23 protein-coding genes are annotated in these 22,039 nt (G+C 42.7%); 5 read left to right on the top strand and 18 right to left on the bottom strand.

Annotated features, from left to right (window positions below; genetic code table 11):
* From QZZ55_RS11055 to QZZ55_RS11040, 4 genes are all read right to left on the bottom strand, one after another.
* Positions 1-1,451: NADH:flavin oxidoreductase (locus QZZ55_RS11055; RefSeq protein ID WP_293267386.1), on the bottom strand; the 1,451-nt coding region annotated here is incomplete at its 3' end.
* Positions 1,452-1,625: 174 nt separating this feature from the next.
* Entirely contained in the window at positions 1,626-2,156 is a 531-nt protein-coding gene (locus QZZ55_RS11050; RefSeq protein ID WP_293267385.1) for a 4-vinyl reductase, read from the bottom strand.
* 98 nt (positions 2,157-2,254) lie between these two features.
* Complete coding sequence (locus tag QZZ55_RS11045; RefSeq protein WP_293267384.1) at positions 2,255-3,232, bottom strand: dipeptidase; 978 nt, start codon at positions 3,230-3,232, stop codon at positions 2,255-2,257.
* A gap of 309 nt (positions 3,233-3,541) precedes the next feature.
* Positions 3,542-4,777, bottom strand: a complete 1,236-nt coding sequence (locus QZZ55_RS11040) for a GlxA family transcriptional regulator (RefSeq protein WP_293267383.1) — start codon at positions 4,775-4,777, stop codon at positions 3,542-3,544.
* A 461-nt stretch (positions 4,778-5,238) separates the two neighbouring features.
* Here QZZ55_RS11040 and QZZ55_RS11035 point away from each other — a divergent pair, with 461 nt between their 5' ends.
* A complete protein-coding gene (locus QZZ55_RS11035; protein ID WP_293267382.1) occupies positions 5,239-5,469 on the top strand; it encodes a VF530 family protein in 231 nt (76 codons plus the stop codon).
* A 43-nt stretch (positions 5,470-5,512) separates the two neighbouring features.
* Here QZZ55_RS11035 and QZZ55_RS11030 read toward each other — a convergent pair whose 3' ends face one another.
* The 6 genes from QZZ55_RS11030 to QZZ55_RS11005 all read right to left on the bottom strand — a co-directional run bounded on the left by QZZ55_RS11030 (position 5,513) and on the right by QZZ55_RS11005 (position 10,225).
* Entirely contained in the window at positions 5,513-5,965 is a 453-nt protein-coding gene (locus tag QZZ55_RS11030) for a cytochrome c (protein WP_293267381.1), read from the bottom strand.
* Positions 5,966-6,119: 154 nt separating this feature from the next.
* Positions 6,120-6,422 (bottom strand): c-type cytochrome, encoded by a 303-nt coding sequence (locus tag QZZ55_RS11025; protein WP_293267380.1) that lies wholly within the window; start codon positions 6,420-6,422, stop codon positions 6,120-6,122.
* A gap of 123 nt (positions 6,423-6,545) precedes the next feature.
* Positions 6,546-8,483, bottom strand: coding sequence for a molecular chaperone HtpG (gene htpG, locus QZZ55_RS11020; protein WP_293267379.1), 1,938 nt, complete (start codon positions 8,481-8,483; stop codon positions 6,546-6,548).
* Between the two features lie 91 nt (positions 8,484-8,574).
* On the bottom strand, positions 8,575-9,027 hold the full coding sequence (locus QZZ55_RS11015) for a PaaI family thioesterase (RefSeq protein ID WP_293267378.1): 453 nt from the start codon (positions 9,025-9,027) through the stop codon (positions 8,575-8,577).
* Entirely contained in the window at positions 9,027-9,503 is a 477-nt protein-coding gene (locus QZZ55_RS11010) for a PaaI family thioesterase (protein ID WP_293267377.1), read from the bottom strand. Before QZZ55_RS11010 ends, QZZ55_RS11015 begins: the two co-directional genes overlap by 1 nt.
* Positions 9,500-10,225, bottom strand: a complete 726-nt coding sequence (locus QZZ55_RS11005) for a DUF599 domain-containing protein (RefSeq protein ID WP_293267376.1) — start codon at positions 10,223-10,225, stop codon at positions 9,500-9,502. Before QZZ55_RS11005 ends, QZZ55_RS11010 begins: the two co-directional genes overlap by 4 nt.
* Positions 10,226-10,283: 58 nt before the next feature.
* On the opposite strand from QZZ55_RS11005, the gene QZZ55_RS11000 reads away from it, so the two are divergent.
* Positions 10,284-11,183: a DMT family transporter gene (locus tag QZZ55_RS11000; RefSeq protein ID WP_293267375.1), complete on the top strand. Its 900-nt coding sequence runs from the start codon at positions 10,284-10,286 to the stop codon at positions 11,181-11,183.
* Between the two features lie 68 nt (positions 11,184-11,251).
* Here the strand turns inward: QZZ55_RS11000 and luxS are convergent, their stop codons facing one another.
* Positions 11,252-11,764: an S-ribosylhomocysteine lyase gene (luxS, locus tag QZZ55_RS10995; RefSeq protein ID WP_293267374.1), complete on the bottom strand. Its 513-nt coding sequence runs from the start codon at positions 11,762-11,764 to the stop codon at positions 11,252-11,254.
* Between the two features lie 149 nt (positions 11,765-11,913).
* On the bottom strand, positions 11,914-13,434 hold the full coding sequence (locus tag QZZ55_RS10990; RefSeq protein WP_293267373.1) for a protein adenylyltransferase SelO: 1,521 nt from the start codon (positions 13,432-13,434) through the stop codon (positions 11,914-11,916).
* Positions 13,435-13,597: 163 nt separating this feature from the next.
* On the opposite strand from QZZ55_RS10990, the gene QZZ55_RS10985 reads away from it, so the two are divergent.
* Complete coding sequence (locus QZZ55_RS10985) at positions 13,598-13,921, top strand: DUF3301 domain-containing protein (RefSeq protein WP_293267372.1); 324 nt, start codon at positions 13,598-13,600, stop codon at positions 13,919-13,921.
* Positions 13,922-13,955: 34 nt separating this feature from the next.
* On the opposite strand, the gene QZZ55_RS10980 is transcribed toward QZZ55_RS10985, so the two are convergent.
* Together QZZ55_RS10980 and QZZ55_RS10975 are read right to left on the bottom strand one after the other, a co-directional pair.
* Positions 13,956-14,489, bottom strand: coding sequence for an immunity 22 family protein (locus QZZ55_RS10980; protein ID WP_293267371.1), 534 nt, complete (start codon positions 14,487-14,489; stop codon positions 13,956-13,958).
* A 56-nt stretch (positions 14,490-14,545) separates the two neighbouring features.
* On the bottom strand, positions 14,546-15,019 hold the full coding sequence (locus QZZ55_RS10975; RefSeq protein WP_293267370.1) for a paraquat-inducible protein A: 474 nt from the start codon (positions 15,017-15,019) through the stop codon (positions 14,546-14,548).
* Between the two features lie 319 nt (positions 15,020-15,338).
* Between QZZ55_RS10975 and glpD the strand changes: the two genes are divergently transcribed.
* The gene (glpD, locus tag QZZ55_RS10970; protein ID WP_293267369.1) at positions 15,339-16,853 is read left to right on the top strand and encodes a glycerol-3-phosphate dehydrogenase; all 1,515 of its coding nucleotides are present in this window, start codon (positions 15,339-15,341) and stop codon (positions 16,851-16,853) included.
* On the opposite strand, the gene QZZ55_RS10965 is transcribed toward glpD, so the two are convergent.
* Entirely contained in the window at positions 16,850-18,322 is a 1,473-nt protein-coding gene (locus QZZ55_RS10965; RefSeq protein WP_293267368.1) for an AAA family ATPase, read from the bottom strand. The genes glpD and QZZ55_RS10965 overlap by 4 nt on opposite strands.
* A 67-nt stretch (positions 18,323-18,389) precedes the next feature.
* On the bottom strand, positions 18,390-19,250 hold the full coding sequence (locus QZZ55_RS10960; protein ID WP_293267367.1) for a YiiX/YebB-like N1pC/P60 family cysteine hydrolase: 861 nt from the start codon (positions 19,248-19,250) through the stop codon (positions 18,390-18,392).
* Positions 19,251-19,395: 145 nt separating this feature from the next.
* Between QZZ55_RS10960 and QZZ55_RS10955 the strand changes: the two genes are divergently transcribed.
* The gene (locus QZZ55_RS10955) at positions 19,396-19,875 is read left to right on the top strand and encodes a TIGR02281 family clan AA aspartic protease (protein ID WP_293267366.1); all 480 of its coding nucleotides are present in this window, start codon (positions 19,396-19,398) and stop codon (positions 19,873-19,875) included.
* Between the two features lie 32 nt (positions 19,876-19,907).
* On the opposite strand, the gene QZZ55_RS10950 is transcribed toward QZZ55_RS10955, so the two are convergent.
* A complete protein-coding gene (locus tag QZZ55_RS10950) occupies positions 19,908-21,077 on the bottom strand; it encodes an MFS transporter (protein WP_293267365.1) in 1,170 nt (389 codons plus the stop codon).
* An 87-nt stretch (positions 21,078-21,164) separates the two neighbouring features.
* Positions 21,165-22,037, bottom strand: coding sequence for a succinate--CoA ligase subunit alpha (sucD, locus tag QZZ55_RS10945; protein WP_293267364.1), 873 nt, complete (start codon positions 22,035-22,037; stop codon positions 21,165-21,167).
* Positions 22,038-22,039 lie beyond the last annotated feature (2 nt).

The following is a 22,039-nucleotide window of genomic DNA, read 5'->3' as shown; positions in this document are numbered from 1 at the left end:
CCGGTCGCCAAAATACATACATCAGGTTTCAGCTCATGGATAAGCTCTGGATCAGCACTGGTTCCTAGTCGAACATCAACACCTAAACGTTCCACTTCCATTGCTAACCAGCGAGTGATACCCGCCATCTGGTCACGTTGCGGTGCTTTGGCAGCAATCACTACCTGCCCACCCAGCTCTTCTTCTTTTTCAATAAGCGTCACATCATGGCCGCGCTCTGCAGCGACCCGTGCAGCTTCAAGACCTCCAGGCCCACCACCAACCACTACGACTTTTCGCTTAATACCGGTAGTTTTTTCGATGATGTGCGGCATCCCCATATGTTCACGCGAGGTAGCAGCATTTTGAATACACAGAACATCCAAGCCCATGTATTGACGGTCGATACAGTAGTTAGCGCCGACACACTGGCGAATCTGATCGACTTGATCATTCTTTATTTTTGCGATGATATGCGGATCAGCAATATGGGCACGCGTCATACCGACAAAATCAACATATCCCGCTTCAAGTATACGTTTAGCTTGATTTGGGTCTTTGATGTTCTGCGCGTGAATAACCGGCACATCCACTACTTCTTTAATGCCAGCGGCAAGATGTAGAAATGGCTCTGGTGGGTAGCTCATATTCGGAATAACATTTGCCAGCGTATTATGGGTGTCACAACCAGAACCCACCACACCGAAGAAATCCAATAAGCCAGTATCATTATAGTACTTAGCAATCTGCTTAAGATCTTCGTGACTCAGGCCATCTGGGTGGAATTCATCACCACACATACGAATACCGACGACAAAGTCACGGCCGACTTCTTCGCGTACGGCTTTTAGCACTTCCATACCAAAACGCATACGATTTTCTAAACTACCACCCCATTGGTCGGTACGCTTGTTCACACGCGGCGACCAAAACTGATCAATCATGTGCTGGTGCACGGCAGATAACTCAACACCATCTAAACCGCCTTCTTTTGCACGACGCGCGGCTTGTGCAAAATCACCAATAATGCGCCAGATATCTTCTTCTTCAATAGTTTTACAAGTAGCGCGATGAACAGGTTCACGAATACCCGATGGCGACATCAGGTTCGGCCAATCACCGCCATCCCAACGGGAGCGGCGTCCCATGTGGGTAATTTGAATCATAATCTTACCGCCGTGCTTATGTACCGCATCAGCAAGATTTTGAAAATGAGGAATGATACGATCAGTCGACAGGTTAACGGAGCTCCACCAGCTTTGCGGGCTATCTATCGATACCACACTGGAACCACCACAGATCGACAAGCCACAACCACCTTTGGCTTTCTCTTCGTAATACTTAACATAGCGTTCAGTCGTCATTCCGCCATCGGTTGCATAAACTTCGGCGTGCGCGGTACTCACTATACGGTTACGAATAGTAAGGTTATTAATTTTTAGCGGTTCAAACAGGATATCAAACTGGGACATGATCGTACCCCACCTTTACAGATTGACAGGTCACACAGAGCTAAGACTATTAGCCTGATGACCCGTTTCGATTTTATTATTGGCGCAGACGGTTCTTAGCTGCGTTAACTTTTTTCACACTTAAAAAGCAGTTGAAAACGTTCGTGGCGTTTTCAACACCCTTTATATCGCTGTTTATAATGGTGCTACTTCAAAGTACCCGACGTCACAGCCTTCTTCTGCAGCACACTGAGTCTGAATGGCTTTAGTGCGCACTTCATAACCCAAGCTTTCTGCAATCTGATCCATTGCTCCGGCAAACCAACCCGTAAACATATAATCAACTTTACGATTCACTTTTCCGTACTGATAAACAAAGGCAGAGTTTTCCAAGCGTACTTTGGCGGTACCTTTTTCAAGATCGAGTTCTTCAGTAATAAAGAAGCCCCAACCACGCTGCGATAAACGCTTCATGTAGTGCTCAAATACATCGGCACCAGACATGCCGTGTTCAGCTGCTTCTTTCTCGCACCAGTAATGAGCTGATTTATAGCCTGCTTTATAGAGAATATCGGCGTATTTCTCAGCACCGATCTCTTCCTCAATACCCATATGATTGTTCACAAAGAAGTGACGCGGCACATATAACATCGGCAGCGCATCAGTCGTCCATACTCCGGTTTCATCATTAACATCAATTGGCATTTCTGGTGCGTGTACGCTCATTTCTTCTAACCTCAAAATTCTTTTTGTTTTAATTCTTTGTGCTAATTCTTAATGCTAGCGCCACATCGCCAAGCAGTGCGGCGTCAGTATGTAGGTGATCAGGCGCCCCAAACATCCTTGAGAAGCGTGACCCAGTTCTCGCCCATAATTTTGCGTACTTGTGTTTCGGAGAAACCGCGACGCAGCAATGCTTCGGTCAGGTTAGGGAATTCGCCAACCGTGCGAATACCTTCTGGGTTGATAATCTTGCCGAAACGCGTCAAACGGCGCGCATAGCCTTTATCGTGAGTCAGATATTCGAAAAAGTTCTGATCTTGACCTTGAGTAAAGTCCGTACCAATACCAATGCTGTCTTCACCAACAATGTTGTAGATATACTCAATCGCTTCTACGTAATCTTCGATAGTCGAATCAATGCCGTTTTTCAGGAAAGGAGCGAACATGGTAACGCCCACAAAACCACCGTGGTCTGCTATAAATTTCAGTTCAGCGTCTGACTTATTTCGAGGATGTTCTTTTAAGCCGGTAGGTAAGCAGTGCGAATACGCAACACGTTTCTTAGATTCGAGGATGACTTCTTCAGAGGTCTTAGCACCCACGTGAGACAGATCACACAAGACGCCAACACGATTCATTTCAGCAACAATTTCACGGCCAAAACCAGACAAACCACCATCGCGCTCATAGCAGCCAGTACCTACTAGGTTCTGAGTGTTGTAACACATCTGAACGATACCAACGCCGAGGTCTTTGAATACCTGCACATAACCAATCTGATCTTCATAAGCATTAGCATTCTGAAAGCCCATCATGACGCCGGTTTTGCCTTCCTGTTTAGCGCGATGAATATCTGCAGTGGTATGCACTTTAAGAAGCAGATCACTGCTCGCCTCAATCAGCTGATTCATCTCAACAACATTATTTACCGTATTCTGAAAATTTTCCCAGAAAGACACAGTACAGTTAGCGGCAGTCAGCCCACCTTTTGACATATCTTCAAAAAGCTCACGATTCCATTTCGCGCAGATCAAGCCATCAATAACAATGGCGTCTTTGTGCAGTTCAGCAGCGTTCATTTCTCTATCCTTCTATCCCGGGCTTTTCGCTTATTACTCAGCCCTGATTCAATAACACCTCAACAGGTGCGTTTCTTGAAGTGAGGGACAGACCGAATAAATCAATCTCCCCAACATTCTGGCCAGTGTAAAATTTCACGAAGATCATCAAGACGCTGGAAGCGACTCCCTTGTTACCAAAACCGTCACTTGTGATTTATTACGACATAAACGCGGCTTAGCATGGGATAGTTGGAACTAGTTTGAAGCGAGATAAGAACTAAGTCACAGAAGCTGATGACTGATATTAAGCACCATGGGGGCACATAATTATTTTTTGATACGCACACTACCAAACGTGGACTCCGAGCGCGCCTGAACCAAGGCATCACTAGCGATTGAGTCTCGTTTTTTCTCCTGATACACAGAGTTTTTTTCATCGTAAAGAGAAGCCGCTTGCTGCTCTTTCTTTGCATCAGATAACCCTTGCTCTTGTACCTTCAGCTGCCTTCTTTGTGGTTGGTCACCTTGAGAGACTTGCCTGGTTGTGACTGATACGTTCTGCTTTATATTTTTAACCCGAGAATTACCAGAGCGTTCTTCACTAGGGGGGACACCCATCTGTTCTCGATAGCATTTACTGAAGTGAGGTGTCGATACAAATCCACAGGCGGTAGAAATTTCTATAATAGGTAAGTTACTTTGTTTTAATAGTTGGCGCGCGCGTAGTAAGCGCAGTTTCAAATAGTATTTTGAAGGTGAGCATTGCAAGTATTTAAGAAATAGTCGCTCTAACTGACGCCGAGAAAGCCCGGCATAATGCGCCAGCTCATCCATATCAATTAGCTCTTCTAGGTTGGCCTCCATCAAACCAACGACTTCTACCAACTTAGGCTGAGTTGTACCTGAGACATGCTGCAATGGTATTTTTTGCTTATCTGTTTCGCTGCGAATACGGTCACAAATAAACATTTCCGAGATCGCCGTACACAGTAACGTACCATGCTCTTGCTTGATCATGTGTAACATCATATCAAGTGGCACCGTTCCTCCTGTAGAAGTCATGCGGTCACGGTCAATACTAAATAATCGATTAGAACAATGCACTCGCGGGAAGGTCTCTTGCAACGCTGCTATATATTCCCAATGCGCACTGCAATCATAACCATCTAATAGCCCTGCCTCAGCTAGAACATAAGCGCCCGTACAAACCGCCCCTAAACGACAACCTTTACGTGCTTGCATTTTAAGCCAATTGAGCTGAATCTTAGTAAATGCACGCGTAACATTTAGCCCTCCAGCGACGATAATGGTATCTAACTGAACAGCATCAAGTAGGCTTGAATCAGGCGTTATCCTAATACCATCACTTGCACTAACAGGCAGACCTTCTTCGGTAAGAGTAAACCATTCATAGAGCGTTTCCCCACTCAACTGGTTTGCCATGCGCAAGGGTTCCACAGCAGAAGCTAGTGATATCATTGTGAAATTATTGAGTAGCATAAACCCAACTTTCTTCGTTATAAAAACGCTATCACCTTGATTATCAGTACTCGACTCATTCATTAAAAAAACCCCAAACCATACCGCCCATGGTCATACATTACGCTATCAAAGACCCCAAAGACACGAATAGAGGAGCTTTGAGCTATTACCAACATCATAAATTAGCACCAACCTCTATTTGAGCGGCTTTAAACGCCGTTTACACGACCTCAGGTAATATATAAGAAAAACCAGAAGCCCATAATCCCTGGGTGAGGTTCTCTGAGTGTGGAGTCTCAGGTCAATAAACGCGGCTTCTGGTGGAAAAACATCTTTAGAGAGATAATAGCGGTCGGACAGTTGTGCGCCATGACTAACGCCGCCGAGACAAAGCCCATTTACGACAGAAGGATTACATTAAAGATTAAAAGTAAATCCAAACAAGATAGCGAAGCTATCGCTTATTCAATTGCGTATAATCTTCAGCACATCTAATAAATAGCCCCACATAAGAAATCATTAGCCGCAGGATGAAACATTCAATGAGTGAGCAGCAAAAAGAAGCACAAAAGAACAATCCGTTACACGGATTGTCTCTCGAAAAAATAGTTACCGCGCTAGAAGCACACTATGGGTGGGAGCAGTTAGGGGTACTCATTAATATTCGCTGCTTTCAAAGTGACCCGAGCATAAAATCAAGTTTGAAATTTCTCCGTAAAACGCCATGGGCACGTACAAAAGTTGAAGACCTTTATTTAAATACCCACTTTTAAGAGTAGATATCTTAGGATCAATTTTACGTGCCGGACAGCCTACCTAATTACTTTCCCGAAAACGGTCATGACAAGTCTTGCACTGGCGAGCCGCTTTGCCGAAAGCAGGCCTAAGGTCGTCCTTATCTTCCATACCTGCTTGTGATGCAAGCTCTGCCGTTGCCTGTATTAAGTCTTGCATATACTTATCAAAACGCTCTTTTTGATACCACATTTCAGGTTTCAAACGTGTCGGTAATTCTGTTTTTTGTGTTTCCGGTAAAAAACCTTCACTAGGCAATGCCGATAACATAGAAACAGCAACAGCACGGCGCTTAAACTCGACTGCATCATAAGGAATTCGCCCTTGAATCATCGCTCCCATTTTTTTAAAGTGCCAGCCCATCACATTAAAGGCCGCTTGGCGATATTCTACATAATCATCAGAGCGCTGCTCTTGAGCATTACTCAACATAGGCAATAACAATAAACCTGCACACATTATCAATTTTTTCATTTGGCCATCGTCAGTTTGCGTTACATCTGCATGCAGCTGCCTTCAGAGCAGCAATACAATAAAAGTAAACATGAGTGAGAACGAATGATTGAAGCATATTTAATAACAATAAAAAAGCCGCTCAATAAGCAGCCTCTTTAAATATCAATAAGCGTTATTTAACATCTGCAATTAACGCCTCAACAGCAGCCAATATTTGCTCTGGCGTGCAAGTCCCACAAGTGCCTTTTGGAGGCATGGCTCCTTTCCCTTTAAGCACTGTCGCTGCCATCGCTTCAACACCCGTAGCCAAATGGGGCGCCCATGCTTCTTTATCACCCAGTTTAGGCGCCCCAGCAAGACCTATTTTATGGCAAGCCTTACAATGTTTTTCCACAATGGTTTCACCGTCAAATGCCATCGCCGAAAAACTCAGTGCTATACCGGAGGCCGCACCCAAAACCCACAATGCTTTCATAGCCAACTATCCCCTTCTTTTTAAACTTCTCTTCTATATAAGTTAGATTAAAAATAAAAAAGTGTTGGCTTTCAGGCACAAAAAAAGCGGGCAAAGGCCCGCTTTAAAGTATTACTCAAAAATTTACTGACTTAACTCAAGCAATAACTTGTTCAGACGCGCAACATAAGCGGCAGGATCAGACAAATGTCCACCAGCAGCTAAATCAGCTTGATCAAAGATGATTAGTGCCAATTCACCAAAACGGTCTTCATCAGGCTCTTGATCTAGCTTTTGGATCAATGGATGCTCAGAGTTCACTTCAAATACTGGCTTAGAATCTGGAACAGCTTGGCCCGCCGCTTCCATAATCTGGCGCATTTGAGCACCCATGTCGTAAGCATTCAATACTAAACATGCTGGAGATTCAGTTAAGCGATGCGTTACGCGTACATCAGATACTTTATCTGAAAGACGTGTTTTCAAACGCTCAACTAGGCCTTCAGCTTCTTTAGCTGCGTCTTCCTGTGCTTTTTTATCTTCTTCGGTTTCAGTTTCGCCGAGCTCTAACTCACCTTTGGTAACATCTTGAAGCGACTTACCGTCAAAGTCGAATAAGTGGCTCATCATCCACTCATCAACACGCTCAGTCATCAACAATACTTCGATACCTTTCTTGCGGAAGATCTCTAGGTGAGGGCTGTTTTTAGCTGTATTGTAGTTTTCTGCGACCACGTAGTAGATCTTGGTCTGGCCTTCTTGCATGCGGCTAATGTATTCATCCAGAGATGTTGTTGGCTCATCGCTGTCTGTATTAGTGGATGCAAAACGCAACAGCTTCATAATTTTTTCACGGTTCGTGTAATCTTCAGCTGGCCCTTCTTTCATCACGCTACCAAATGCTTTCCAGAAAGTAGCATATTTTTCTGGCTCATTTTTAGCCAGCTTAGTCAGCATATCCAATACACGTTTTGTTAGTGCCGAACGCAATTTATCAACGTTTGGATCTTTCTGTAGAATCTCACGAGATACGTTCAGTGATAGGTTGTTTGAATCAACTACACCTTTAATAAAGCGCAAGTACAATGGTAGGAAAGAGTCAGCCTGGTCCATCACAAAAACACGCTGGATGTATAATTTCAAACCGCGGGGTGCATCACGATTCCACAAGTCATAAGGTGCTGTTTCTGGCACATACAACAAGCTAGTGTATTCTAGGTTACCTTCAACACGGTTATGGCCTACCGTTAGCGGGTTACCGAAGTCATGCGAAATGTGCTTATAGAATTCGTTATATTCTTCTTCAGCAATATCGCCTTTGTTCAACGTCCACAAAGCGGTAGCACTGTTAACTGTTTCCAGTTCCAGCGGAGCTACTTCTTGCTCTTCGCCTTCAGCAGCTTCATCTGAAGTGCCTTCTTCACCAAGTGGGGCTTCTTGCATCATCATCACTGGCATAGCAATATGATCTGAATATTTACGTACGAGGTTACGCAGACGCGAACCATCAGCAAATTCTTCTTCGCCTTCTTTCAAATGTAATACGATTTGTGTGCCGCGCGTTGCTTTATCAATAGTCGCAATACTGAACTCACCTTCACCAGCAGAGTTCCAATGGACACCTTCAGCAGCCGGTGTGCCGGCAGCACGTGTGTAAACATCAACTTGCTCAGCCACAATAAATGCAGAGTAGAAACCGACACCAAACTGACCGATTAACTGGCTATCTTGCGCTTGGTCACCGGTTAGCTGACCTAAGAAGCTCGCTGTACCTGATTTAGCAATAGTGCCCAGGTGCTCGATAACGTCATCGCGGCTCATGCCTACGCCATTATCTTCGATTGTGACGGTTTTTGCTTCTGGGTCAAAACTAACAGTGACTTTTAAGTCTCCGTCATTTTCATAAAGCGCACCATTTGATAGTGCTTTAAAGCGTAATTTTTCAGCCGCGTCTGATGCATTGGAGATCAGCTCGCGCAGGAAGATCTCTTTGTTCGAGTACAAAGAATGGATCATCAGATTAAGGAGTTGTTTTACTTCTGTCTGAAAACCAAGCGTTTCTTTCTGCGTTTCTGTGCTCATAGATACAGTACCTTATTCTCTTAGAAAAATGATTTTTTCACTTCCTGAGAGATGGGGGCACTGTTTTGCTTTTCAAGGGTATTTTTGTAGATTATGTCAGCGACGAGAAGGAATCGAGTAGGAAGTGCCCACGTGCAGAAGCGATCGGTTGGCTTTTGCGCTCTTGCCAGGCAATGATTGAACAATTCGCAACCCGGCGCCCCTGTCGCTCAACAGTGCACATTGCAAAAGTATCCCGATTCAGTCCTGCTCGCATATAATCAACCGAAAAATCTATGATTTTAGCTAACGCTGGATGTTCCAACTGAAGCGTCAACTGAAAAGCTGCGGTTAACTCCATAAAGGAAGCTATCACCCCACCATGAATCGCAGGGATTGTTGGGTTACCAATATTATCCAAGTTACACGGCAAACGAAAAATCATCTCTTCGCCAAAACGTTCACAATGTACGCCTAAAACACCCGCATAAGGAATAAGGTCAATAACGGGTTGGTAGTTTCCGCTAGCATGTGCTTGGTTAACTCGTTGCTGTAACAAGTCCATTAAATAGTTTCCTTCACACCATCAACAAGTGATTTAAAAGCAAGATCTGTATTACCGGAGCCAGGGCGCATAAAAGTTGATATGGCATAAGCGACAGGTTTACTTGGGTTATCCTGATACACAGTCGCACGAGTAAACAACACGTTACGTGTAACTCGATAACACTCCGCATGAGCATACATCGGTTGGCTAGCAACCGGAGCCGACATATGATCGATCCGAAGATCCAAAGTCGGGCATAACTCATACTCTTTTAATGCCGGTATCGTTGATAAACTAGTGGCTGTATCCACCAACGTTGTTAGTACCCCTCCATGCATATAGGTATCTAATTCATTGCTAACCAATTGTCCTTGAACAGGCAACACAACGGTGACACTTTTCTCGTCAGCCTTTATCACCTGCATCTGCAACTTACGCATATGTGCTAGAGCACCTATAAAGCGCTGGCACTTTTGCAGTATTTGTTCGCTCATTGTTTTCTCTCGGGTTCAGATGACATCATTAATATGTGTAAAGTCGAAGAGTTGAACTCACGACGATACAGTATATAAACAATGAAAGTGGCCAAGCACATAAAGAGTATCGGGTTGATAAACCAACCTAAAACGGCTTGACTAAAATAGAAAGTGCGCAAACCTGTATTGAAATTGTTAGCCGCCTTAGATGCCATCTTTGCGATTCTATCCGCTGTAACTTGCTTCACCTGCTGAGATACATTCTCTTCAGGTGAAGGCGCTCCACCAATCATGACAGAAGCAAAACCGTATTGGCGTAAACTCCAGGTAAACTTAAAAAAAGCATAAATAAATAGAACGATTAACAGCAAGATTTTAAGTTCCCATTCTTGCCGAGTTGCGAGTACTGCAAATGGAATATCTGCTACCAGATCTATTGCTTTATCCGTTGAGCCTAAAACTGTCATTAAACCGGCTAAAATCAGCATTGTGGTTGAAGCAAAAAAGGATACACTACGCTCGAGATTAGCAATGGCTGATGTATCAGCGATACGATTTTCTCGCTCCATTACTCGCATCATCCATTCCTGACGATACATATGCATTACACTGACAAGACAAGGCGTGGTAAAGCTCTTTCGCTTGACATAAAAAATATATCCGCGAAAACAGATCAGGAACCAAGCAAGTGCTGTCAAATTTAACCAGTTTTGTACTAAAAATACGGAAATATCTTCCATTTATATATTCCAGCGGGCGTGTAAGTGCCTATTGTAATTGAAGTATCAGGATTCTCAATTGATCTTATCCCCAACTGAAAATATTGGCCTCGGTGCCTTTTATGCCATAGCAACAGCATTCGTCATGAGTGTAGCTGCCGCTTTGATCAAATACACGGCCACTCTGGTGACTATCGAGATCATTGTCGCAGTACAATATACTATTTGCATTGTGTTTATGCTGCCTTGGTTGGCAAAGAAAGGCCTGCGCGGTATTAAAACAGAAAAACTGACTTTACATATAATACGCGCACTGTGCGGTTGGGCATGCTTCTATACATATTACCTAGCAATTGCACACGTACCTTTGGTTGATGCATCTCTACTACGTAATGCAGCCCCTCTATGCGTCCCTATTTTGGTACTAATAATACACAAAACCCATTTTTCTTGGGTTCGTTGGGTTCCAATAGCTATCGGCCTTTTAGGCATAGGCCTCATCCTTAAACCCGATGGTAATTCTTTGAATATTTGGCACTTAGTTGGCTTTGGCTCTGCAATAACATTAGCAGGATCTATTATTACAACACGCATGCTGACACGTACTGAGCCTACTAATCGAGTGTTGTTTTATTATTTTGCTTTTTCTACCGCTGCCAGCTTGCCTTTAGCCATGCTTAATTGGCAACAGATTCCTACAAAAGCATTATTACCGATGGCACTGATTGGCTTATCAATTTGGTTAACGATGTGGTTATACACACAAGCCTATGTTTACGCGAAAGCATCTATCATCTCGCCACTAAGCTATACAGGTGTTGTCTTTACGGGTTTCTGGGGATGGTATTTTTGGGCCCAAATACCGGATTGGCTTTCTTTTGCAGGTGTAGTGCTCGTCGTGGGCGGTGGGGTTGGTTCTCTATTTCTCGGATCACAAGCAGATAAACACAACGCCCTCTCAACTCGGCAATCTAAGTAATGCATAATACCCTTCAAAAAGAAGCCCGATTCTATCTTAAAAATCGGGCTTTACTTAACAGTTATTACTTAAGAGTGACTTTTCAAGAACTCAGGATCAAGTTTCAGCTCGTCATTGCTATTCACTGAGATACCACGTGATTTAATATCAGCAGCAATCAATTTAGCTTCATCGAGTGAATGCATCGCTTCTGTTCCACACTGATATTCGTTTAGTTCTGGAATATCACTCTGAACTTGAACTTTTTCTACATCATCCATTGCGGCCAGCCAAGCATCACCTACTTTTTTCTCATCGGGTTGACCGATTAAACTCATGTAAAAACCTGTGCGACAGCCCATTGGAGAGATATCAATAATTTCTACATTTTCACCATTAAGGTGATCACGCATAAAGCCTGCGAAAAGATGCTCCAACGTATGAATACCACGCTCACTGAGAATCTCTTTATTTGGCAAGCAAAAACGCAAATCGAACACGGTTATGGTATCGCCACTCGGCGTTTGCATCGACTTAGCCACACGAACAGCAGGGGCATGCATACGGGTGTGATCAACGGTAAAGCTATCAAGCAATGGCATGAAATTTCCTCAAAAACACTATTAGTCACTTACAATGACACAATTATCCCAATGGAGTGGTCCTTTAAGCAACTCATTTAATTAACATCATTACATCGTAGAAACTGAAACATTACGCTTATAACACAATCGTTGAGCCTTTTTTAACATCATGATGAACAACTAAGGCTTATGCCCCCAGCCCACTCCGGCGGTTGAGCTGCATAGCGGGTATATTCATCTTTTGCTTCAAATGGGTTACGAACAACGCTTTGCAGGGTATTAACCAAACGATAATCTCCATCGTTTGCCTCACGTATAGCTTCTTCCAGCATATAACTGCGTAGTAAATAACAGGGATTCACACTGAGCATCTGCTGCTGGCGTGTTCTGAAACCAGCTTCTTCTTGCTCGGTTCTCTGCGTATAAGCAACCAACCAGCTAGTCGCTGCTACGGGATGACTGAAATGGCTCAAGCACTGATGTAGAGTCACATCGTTCTCTGGCTGAAAATTACATAAATCACGTAAGAATCTATTTAAATCTATCCGCTGCTCAGTTGCTAATTGGGTTAATTGATCAATCAATGCTGCATCGTTTTCTTGCTCACTCACCAAACCTAAACGTAAACGCATCTGTTGTGTGTAAGCCTTCACATATAGGTCCCTGTATTCATCTAGAACAGCGACTAACTCATCTCGTTCAATCAGGGGTAATAAGGCCTGTGCCAAACAAGACAAATTCCACAACATGATATCGGGTTGACGTTTAAAGGAATATCTACCCTCATAATCCGTATGATTACTGATGAAATCGGGTCGATACTGATCCATAAAAACATAAGGTCCGTAATCAAAGGTTTCACCCAAAATTGACATATTATCGGTATTCATTACACCATGAACAAAACCATACGCTTGCCATTTGGCTACCATAGCAATTGATCGATCTTGAATTGTTTTAAACATTGCTAGATAGGCAGCGGCACAGTGCTTCGGGAACTGTTTTTTATGCTTTGGGAAGTAACGTTCCAAGCAGTAGTCAGCGAGTATTTTAAGGCTATCATGCTGGTGTGTGTGGTAGAAATGCTCAAAATGCCCGAAGCGAATATGGCACTGAGTAACACGTAGTACCTTGGCGCAAGGCTCCATCCCTTCTCGCATGGTGTACTCTTCACTACCAACAAGGCATAGCGCCTGCGTTGTCGGAATGTCTAAACCTTGCATAGCAGCACTGACTAAGTACTCACGGATACTGGAGCGCAGTACTGCACGGCCATCACCAAAACGAGAATACGCTGTTTTACCCGCGCCTTTAAGGTGCAGATCCCAACGTTCTCCTTTGTTATTCAATACTTCTCCCAATAACAAACCGCGACCATCGCCTAAATCAGGATTATATTGGCCAAACTGATGTCCACCATACTTCATCGCTAAAGGTTTACTATCCTGTAAAACGTCACCACCACCAAAAAAACGCGCTAAGTCAGAAGGCGAAATTGAACATGGATCTAAATCCAATATTTTTCCAACATCAGGATTGAAGCTAATGAGATGTGCGTTTTTTAATCCACTAGGATCTACTCTATGATAGAAATGTTCAGGAAAATCAAGATAAGCATTTTCCAGTGTTAACTCGTTTAATGTTTTTAACTTACCTAGATTCATACCAACCTTTATTTCTATCGCCATAGTATCTATTGCACTTCTGATGACTATACCATAGCATTTCACTCAACTATTCGCATTACAGATTCTTACTGCTCTCCAACGAACCGAGTGATTAGGTTAACGGCCTTTATTTTCGACGTCTTTTACCTCAAACTGATACAAAATCTATCGAAGTATTATAGCCATGTTTATAGAATTTTCTGATTTGCTATGGTTTACCCTGATTTGTCTTTGCCTATGGTATTGGTGGTCGGCTCAACAAGTGAGAGAAATTGCGCTCAATGCCGCACGCAAGCACTGCAAAGAGATGTCATTGCAGTTATTAGATGAAAGTGTCAGCCTTAGGGCCTTATGGTTAAAACGAGATGAGAATGGACAACTCAGAGTATGGCGACGATATATATTCGAATTCTCGTCAACGGGAGAGGATCGTTACCAGGGTAAAGTCATTATGCTGAGCTTACGCATTACGCATGTTGAACTCGAACCGCATCGCCTCAACGAGTGATGCAGTATTCAACCAAAGCTCTTACCGACAGATATTAGCTAGGATCAATAGGGTTATTTTCAGCATCTTCTTGATCATAGCCCTCTTCGTCTTCCTCTAAATCTTCGACTTCATACACATTTTCTGCTGCATCATCATAATCAAATGCACCTAAAAAAGTCATATACTTGTCTTTTTCTACACCCGAAATTTTGAGACTATATTCAACTTCAAACAACATGATGATCCAACTAACTTCTTCAAGTTTTTTCTTTCTGGCCTTACTCATCAAGGTTTCGATATATGAAGTAGAAAATGAACACTCACCGGCTGCCACTTCAATATTAACTCGCCCTTCTTCAGCACCATTGGTTTCTAAATTATCAGGCATGAAGTATTTAAGGTTAAAGTTTTTTGACCACGTATTAACCGCTCGGGTATTATTTTTACTAAATGTCTCTTCAAAATAATCATCAGGAACATCTGCATAAGGGTGTTGTGATGCCCATACTGATACTTTATATTTCTTGGTAAAGTCGTGGCCCTTATCAGCTTTCACTGGTTTTTTTCTTGTCTGATTATCTGTCACATTACCTTCCTAAATATCTAAATAAGAGCGCTATAACCCTTCGATGACACATTCGTTTACGGCTTATCTATGCTTATTTCTTTCTTATCAGCGGGTAAACTATCCGCTAAATTAACGACCCTTGCGGTTATGTACATAGTGAGTACCACCGCCGCTGTAAAAGCATACAGGCCAAAGCGCATTTCTACACTCGCTATCGCACCTAGCTTCACGGCCACTACTAATACTGCAACAACAAAAACATCTAACATCGACCATTTACCGAATAGATGCATCCAATGTAAATACCTATCCAAATGCACCGTTGCTTGCTGCTTGGAGCTCAGCAACTTATAGAGAATGCCCATTTTTAACAGCGGTATTACAATACTGAAACTGGTAATTACTAAGAATAAGAAAAATTGTTTTTCTTGCAGTAAACCTAATGCCCCACTCATTACGGAGAAGGTATTTTCTAATAACAAAAATTTTGTCATTGTGATGATGGGTGTTACAAGTCCCACGATAAAAACGATGACTGTAATTGCCAATAAAACGCGTAGCCGTAACGCTTTTACTGGGTAGCATTGTGCAATATTGATCTTTGTTGTTCCTCTATTTTATTACTTTTCATCAAGGTGGATACGAGCCTTCAAATGCTCGCCAACTCAGTACGCGTTCTCATCAACCAATGATATTCTAATGGTTCATGCTGGCGTCCACCAGAACTTGATCATTTAACATGATTAATCTCTATTCATTTTAATCGCTTATTCCTCGCTTATACGATAAAACAGAATCTTACCGAACCATTATTCCCATTGGCTTATGCTATTTAGCCATTATCTATAGCGCAGAGGTCTTCTAAGTATGTGTAATCAACCCTCAACCTACGACCTGCTAATCATTGGTGGTGGTATCAATGGTGCGGGGATTGCTGCAGATGCCTCTGGGCGAGGTTTAAATGTAATGCTATGTGAAATGAATGACTTAGCTTCCGCCACCTCTTCTAGCAGTAGCAAACTTATTCATGGGGGCCTACGATATCTGGAGCACTATGAATTCAGGTTAGTCAAAGAAGCACTAACAGAACGCGAGATATTATTAAAAAAAGCACCTCATATTATTTGGCCAATGCGTTTTTTATTACCGCACCAACCACATTTGCGCCCTGCATGGATGATTAGAGCCGGGCTTTTTTTATACGACCATCTCGCAACTCGCACCACATTAGGCCCCTCTAAAGGGATCGAGTTTAATGTTAATAGCCCTCTTGTTTCAGAAATAAGCAACGGTTTTGAATATTCCGATGGCTGGGTAGATGATGCGCGATTAGTCATTTTAAATGCCATGGCTGCGCACGATGCAGGCGCCTCAATTAAAACCCGCACACAATGTATCAACGCCAAACGGTACGCTGATCACTGGGTAGTCACATTACAAAATACGCTGAACGGAGAAATACAAACTATTGCTACAAAAGCACTTGTCAATGCTTCCGGGCCTTGGGTCACTGACCTGCTTTCAAATGTAATCCAGCTAATGTCTGTACCGAGCTCTTCACAAAAAAAAATTCGGCTTGTGAAAGGCAGTCATATTGTTGTTCCACGTATTTACAAAGGGCCAGAAGCATTTATCCTACAAAATAAAGATGATCGAATAATATTTGTCATCCCTTATGAAAATAAATATTCACTTATAGGTACAACGGATGTTGAATATGAAGGAGACCCTTCAGCAGTATCCATTAGTAAAGAAGAGATTGATTATCTAATAACGGTGACCAATGAACACTTCAAAGCCCAAATAAGTTCTAATGACATTACTTGGTGCTATTCAGGGGTACGTCCTCTCTTAGACGATGATGAATCTGATTCAGCTCAAGCCGTTAGTCGAGATTACAGTTTTGAAATTGATACAGCAGACAGTAAAGCTCCTTTGCTTTCAGTTTTTGGAGGTAAAATCACCACATATCGAAAACTAGCAGAAGCTGCCGTTGATAAACTGGGTGAATACTATAGCGATGTAGGCGCTGCCTGGACAGAAAACACACCCATTCCTGGAGGCGACTTTAAAGACCATGCGTCACTATCCAATGACCTAGGAAAGCGATACCCCTGGTTACCGTCAGAACTTCGCGCTCGTTATGTTCGCACTTACGGCACACTTTCTTACACATTGATAAATGATGCATCGTCATTAAAATGCTTAGGGGAGAATTTTGGCGCTGGCTTATATTCTGCCGAAATTAATTACTTGCTAACGTATGAATGGGCTCTTACTTCTGAGGATATTCTCTGGCGAAGAACAAAGCTTGGTTTGCGCCTTAGTGAGGCAGAAAAAAACTACCTCACTCAGCATTTAGAAAACCTCTTAAGAGACTAATCGCAAGGCACAGTACGCTCCTTAGCCCAATATCGTAAAGACTGAATCTGTTCAGACATCACAATTGATAATGGACGTGTTTTACGTAGCTCATTCATTAATAAATCTTGTGAAAAAGAAACATTTTGCGCATGTGCGGAATAATATGCTGAGATAACAGCCTGTTCAATTTCAGCACCTGAAAAACCTTCACTAACCTCAACCAATCGTGCAAAGTCAAACCGTTCCGGGGCTTGTTTTTGACGTTTTAGGTGAATATCAAATATAGCGAAACGTACTTCATCTGTTGGTAAATCTACAAAGAAAATTTCATCAAAGCGCCCTTTACGCACTAACTCTGGCGGTAATGCTGTAATATCATTCGCTGTAGCCACTAAGAAAACGGGAGCTTTCTTCTCGGCCATCCAGGTGAGTAATGTAGCTAAAATTCGTTTAGCCGGGCCGCTATCTCCACCTTCACTCACGATACCTTTTTCAATCTCATCCAACCACAGCACACAAGGAGACATAACCTCTGCTGTTTTTAATGCATCTCTAAGATTTTTCTCTGTTTCACCATAGTATTTATTATATAAAGAACCAAAATCCAAACGCAGAAGCGGAGCTTTCCATGCGCCAGCGACAGCCTTCGCGGCTAAGCTTTTACCACACCCCTGAACACCGAGTAATAAAACACCCTTTGGCGCTGGCATATGTGCTACTTTTGCATCACCTTTGAAAAAGGCTTCACGCTCGTTTAACCATGTTTTAAGGCGTGCAAATCCCGCTATATCTGAGAATTTAGCTGTATCATATTCAAAACTTAAATTCCCGTCGTCACTTAACAATTCATATTTTGCCTGAGTAACATTAGGCATATCGTTATGTGTAATAGCTCCATCGTCATAAATTGCGTTATGCGCTAGGCGTTTTGCATCCATGCGAGATAGACCAGTGAGGTTACTCACTAGCATGTCTAACGTTTCGTTATCTGTTTGAACTCGCTGGCCATTTTGCCTTGTCCATTGACGGGCTTCCTCTCTGACAATCTGCTCTAATTCCACTCTGTTCGGCAATGATAGCTCCAGCTTTGCACTTAGCTTCCTTAGCTCCACTGGGATATCAAAGGCATGGCTAATCAAGATCAGTGTATGACCGAGTTGATCAAAGTTAAGTGCTATGTCTTTTAACAAACGAACATGCATTGGGTCATCAATAAATGGATGAAAATCTGCCAGAATATACACACCGGGTAAATGTACAGACTTGATATGACCTAATGCATCTGTTGGTTTAGCAAACAGTTTCTGTGCTGCCATTTTTTGATCAAGTCGTTCAAACCCTTCTGTTAGGCTCCATTTAAAGATAGGACGTTGCAGTACAGAACGCATGCCAGTAATCAAGCCAAGAGCTTGGTTCTCTTCATCTGTCTCAATAATAATCAAAGGAATACATGACTTAACAAGTAACTCTATCTGATGCTGGCTCATTAATAATTTCTCTATTACATAAACGATTGTATTTACTGTTTAATATTCACATTTGCTTCTTTACACACTAATTACTTAATGTCTTGCTGGAAGAGTTAACAGTCGAACTATCAACAGAAACAGGTGCAATAATGACACTTTCTTTTTCAGATTCTATTGCCAATGCATTACTACTGGGTAACGGATCCCCCCAACAAACAATATTGTGGTAATTAAAGCTTTTTTCCAACATGGGTTTAATCACCTTAAAATAAGGCGACACATCAAAATCTCTTGGTGTAAATAAGCTAGAGTGCCGGCTATATAGCATTCTTTCTCTTTGACCTATTTCCTCGCCATTCACAACCGAGGGAAGTATCGGATAATGCACAGACTGAAAAGCTTCAGCTATTAAGGATGAACAAATTGCACGTGTAGGATCGCCACTTCCTAGCTGAAGTAACTGCCGCCTCCAACGTGTTGGAATAGGGGGTGTCGGAAAAAGATATCGAGCTAGATCAAAAATATTTTTACGATCATACTGATCGCCTAAACGTGATACCAAATATTTAATCACATCATCTATTTCATGCCCTGAAAGACCTGCAGGCCGGCAAATACGCGTATGCTGATCATAGTAAGTACTTAGAGGAATCGCTCTAACGCCCTCAATAATATCTGCTTCAATGAGTGTTCTAGCCTCGTCAGGCTGGTCCAACAAATCCATACTATCGCCAATATACACAGCAGCATGAGACCATGTAGATTGGGTAAGGTATTTAATCGCCGTACTTACTCGGCTTGTACCTTCGACCAACAACACATCACCTTTTTTAATACTGGATGCCAACTTTTCTGGCGAACTTGTCGCTACAAATGTATTGTCGTCTCGTGCAGCCGACAAATACTCTGCCAGCATAGATCCAACATTTTCCAACATAGGCCGCATAATATCTCCGTAGGGTATTACCTGATACTGTTATGAGTATAGGCCAGACTCCCTGCTCAATGAACTTTACCTTTATACAGCTTTCTAATGATGAAAATGATAAGAGGACAAATAAATTACTACTATAGATAAGGTCTCTAGCATTATGCGCCACCTGACTTGGCTAGTTGCACTTGCCCTTCTCACCCTGCTATTTAATAATTGGTTATACGAGCAGCAAAATCCTAATCAAGTATTATCAGCAGCCAATGTCGATTTAGGTACACCCGTTGTACTTAAACGAAATAGACAAGGACATTATGTCGCCTCTGGACTCGTAAATGAACAGCCCATAGTTTTTTTGCTGGATACTGGCGCTACCGTCATCAGCGTTCCTGAAAATATAGCGGAGCGAATAGGGCTTGAGAAAGGCTCTGCTGTGCAAGTCGGTACCGCAAACGGCTCAATTGAGGTTTATTCAACCTTAATAGACAGGGTGCAATTGGGCCATATAGTGTTAACTAATGTACGAGGACATATCAACCCCTATATGAACGGCGAAACGGCTTTGTTAGGCATGAGCTTTCTTAAGCATTTGGAGTTACAGCAATCCGGCGATACATTAGAGTTAAATATTCCAAACTAATGGCCCCAAACAGCAGGTGTGATTAATTTTCATTATTTAGTTGGATCTGAGATTAAAAGCATACGCATACTCCACAGACCAACAAGCGGTCCGGGTAACATTAACCAAGCTACATAGTTACCTATATGTGAATACAGCATGGTGGTTAACGAAATAGAAAAAATAGTCATCAAAAACCCAATGCTGTTCATAAGAGACAAAGCACTACCCAAATACTCCTTAGGACAGCTAGCCGCTGCCAGTGCGGAATATTGAGCCGAATCAGCAATCACAGTCGCTCCCCATAGCAACAGCAAGAATAGAACCAAAACAATGCTAGATTCAGCAAAGAATGGCCAAATAAAGCAGATTATCCCTGAAATAAATAGCATCAAATATGCCGTTTTAGCACTACCCCATTCACGGCTTAAAAGCCCTGCTATTAAACATCCCGGCATTCCTATCGCGACGATAATGAAAGATACCCATGGTGCGTAATATAAAGAAAGACTGGCTTGCTCAAGTGTTGCTAGAACAATAACAGGCAGGAGAGTCCAAAAAGCATAGAGTTCCCAACAGTGTCCAAAATAAGCTAAAGCGGCCGCCCTAAACTCAGGTACTCGAAATGCGGCAAGCGCCTTACCCTTTAATATCATCACAGAACTTGCCGGTAAGTGCGTCCCCTCGCCCAGCCGATAAATCATAAAAGCAGACACCAGTGCCAATAATGACGCGCCCAGCACAACCCACTGCCAGTCAAAACCACTGCTCATGCCTCGCATTGCGTGAGGCAAGCTAGTCCCTAACGTCAGCATTCCTACTAACCACGCTAGTGCATGGCCTGTTTTGTTCGGTACCCAGCTAACGACTAACTTCATCCCTAAAGGGTAAATACCTGCAAGGCAAATACCTGTCAAAAATCGCCATAGTAATGCTGATGTAAAACTCCCTTGGGATACAATAAAAAGTGCATTAAACAGCGCTCCTAATACAGCACTGATTGTGAAAATTCGGCTGGCACGATATCGATCAGCAAGACCACTAAAAGCAACAAATAATGTGCCAATAATAAACCCAAATTGTACAGCACTCGTTAAGTATCCCAGCTGATTAAGAGATAACTCCCAATTGACCATAAGAGCGCTGGCCACACCATTTGGCGTAAACCACAAGGAGGTGCCCAGTAACTGGGCAATGACAATAATGCTTAAGGGAGAGTTCACGGATAACGCCTGAAAATCAGCAAATAATAATCAGCTCACCATAACGCAAAAAGGCAGCCGAAGCTGCCTTTTATGTACTTGACTAACTTACCAACCGGTAACGTCAGATAGCGCTTTGCCGATATCAGCTAAAGAGCGTACTGTTTTAACACCCGCATCTTCAAGTGCTGCAAATTTCTCATCTGCAGTACCTTTACCGCCAGAGATAATTGCGCCAGCATGACCCATGCGCTTACCTACAGGAGCAGTAACACCTGCAATGTAAGAAACAACAGGCTTAGTCACGTTTGCTTTAATATAAGCAGCAGCTTCTTCTTCAGCAGAACCACCGATCTCACCGATCATTACAATCGCTTCAGTCTGTGGATCATTCTGGAACATTTCCAGAATATCAATGAAGTTAGCGCCAGGAATAGGGTCACCACCAATACCTACACAAGTAGATTGGCCAAAACCTGCATCCGTAGTCTGCTTAACAGCTTCATACGTCAATGTACCAGAGCGAGAAACGATACCCACTTTACCTGGCAAGTGAATATGGCCAGGCATGATACCAATCTTACATTCACCCGGAGTGATAACACCTGGGCAGTTAGGACCAATTAGACGAACGCCTAGCTCATCACACTTTACTTTGCACTGCAGCATATCCATAACTGGAATATGTTCAGTAATACAAACGATCAGCTTGATGCCAGAAGTAGCCGCTTCAAGAATTGAATCTTTACAAAATGCAGCAGGAACGTAGATAACAGATGCATCAGCACCCGTTGCGTCTACTGCTTCTTTAACTGTATTAAATACAGGACGACCCAAATGCTCAGTACCGCCTTTACCCGGTGTAACACCACCGACCATTTTAGTACCGTAAGCAATTGCTTGTTCAGAGTGGAAAGTACCCTGACCACCAGTGAAACCCTGACAGATAACCTTAGTATCTTTATTAATCAGAATGGACATTA

Origin of the sequence: Neptunomonas sp. (assembly GCF_016744175.1) — a bacterium.
Lineage (GTDB): Bacteria > Pseudomonadota > Gammaproteobacteria > Pseudomonadales > Balneatricaceae > Neptunomonas.
Note: the sequence above shows the minus strand (reverse complement) of the source record. Positions and strands in the feature narration are given on the sequence as shown.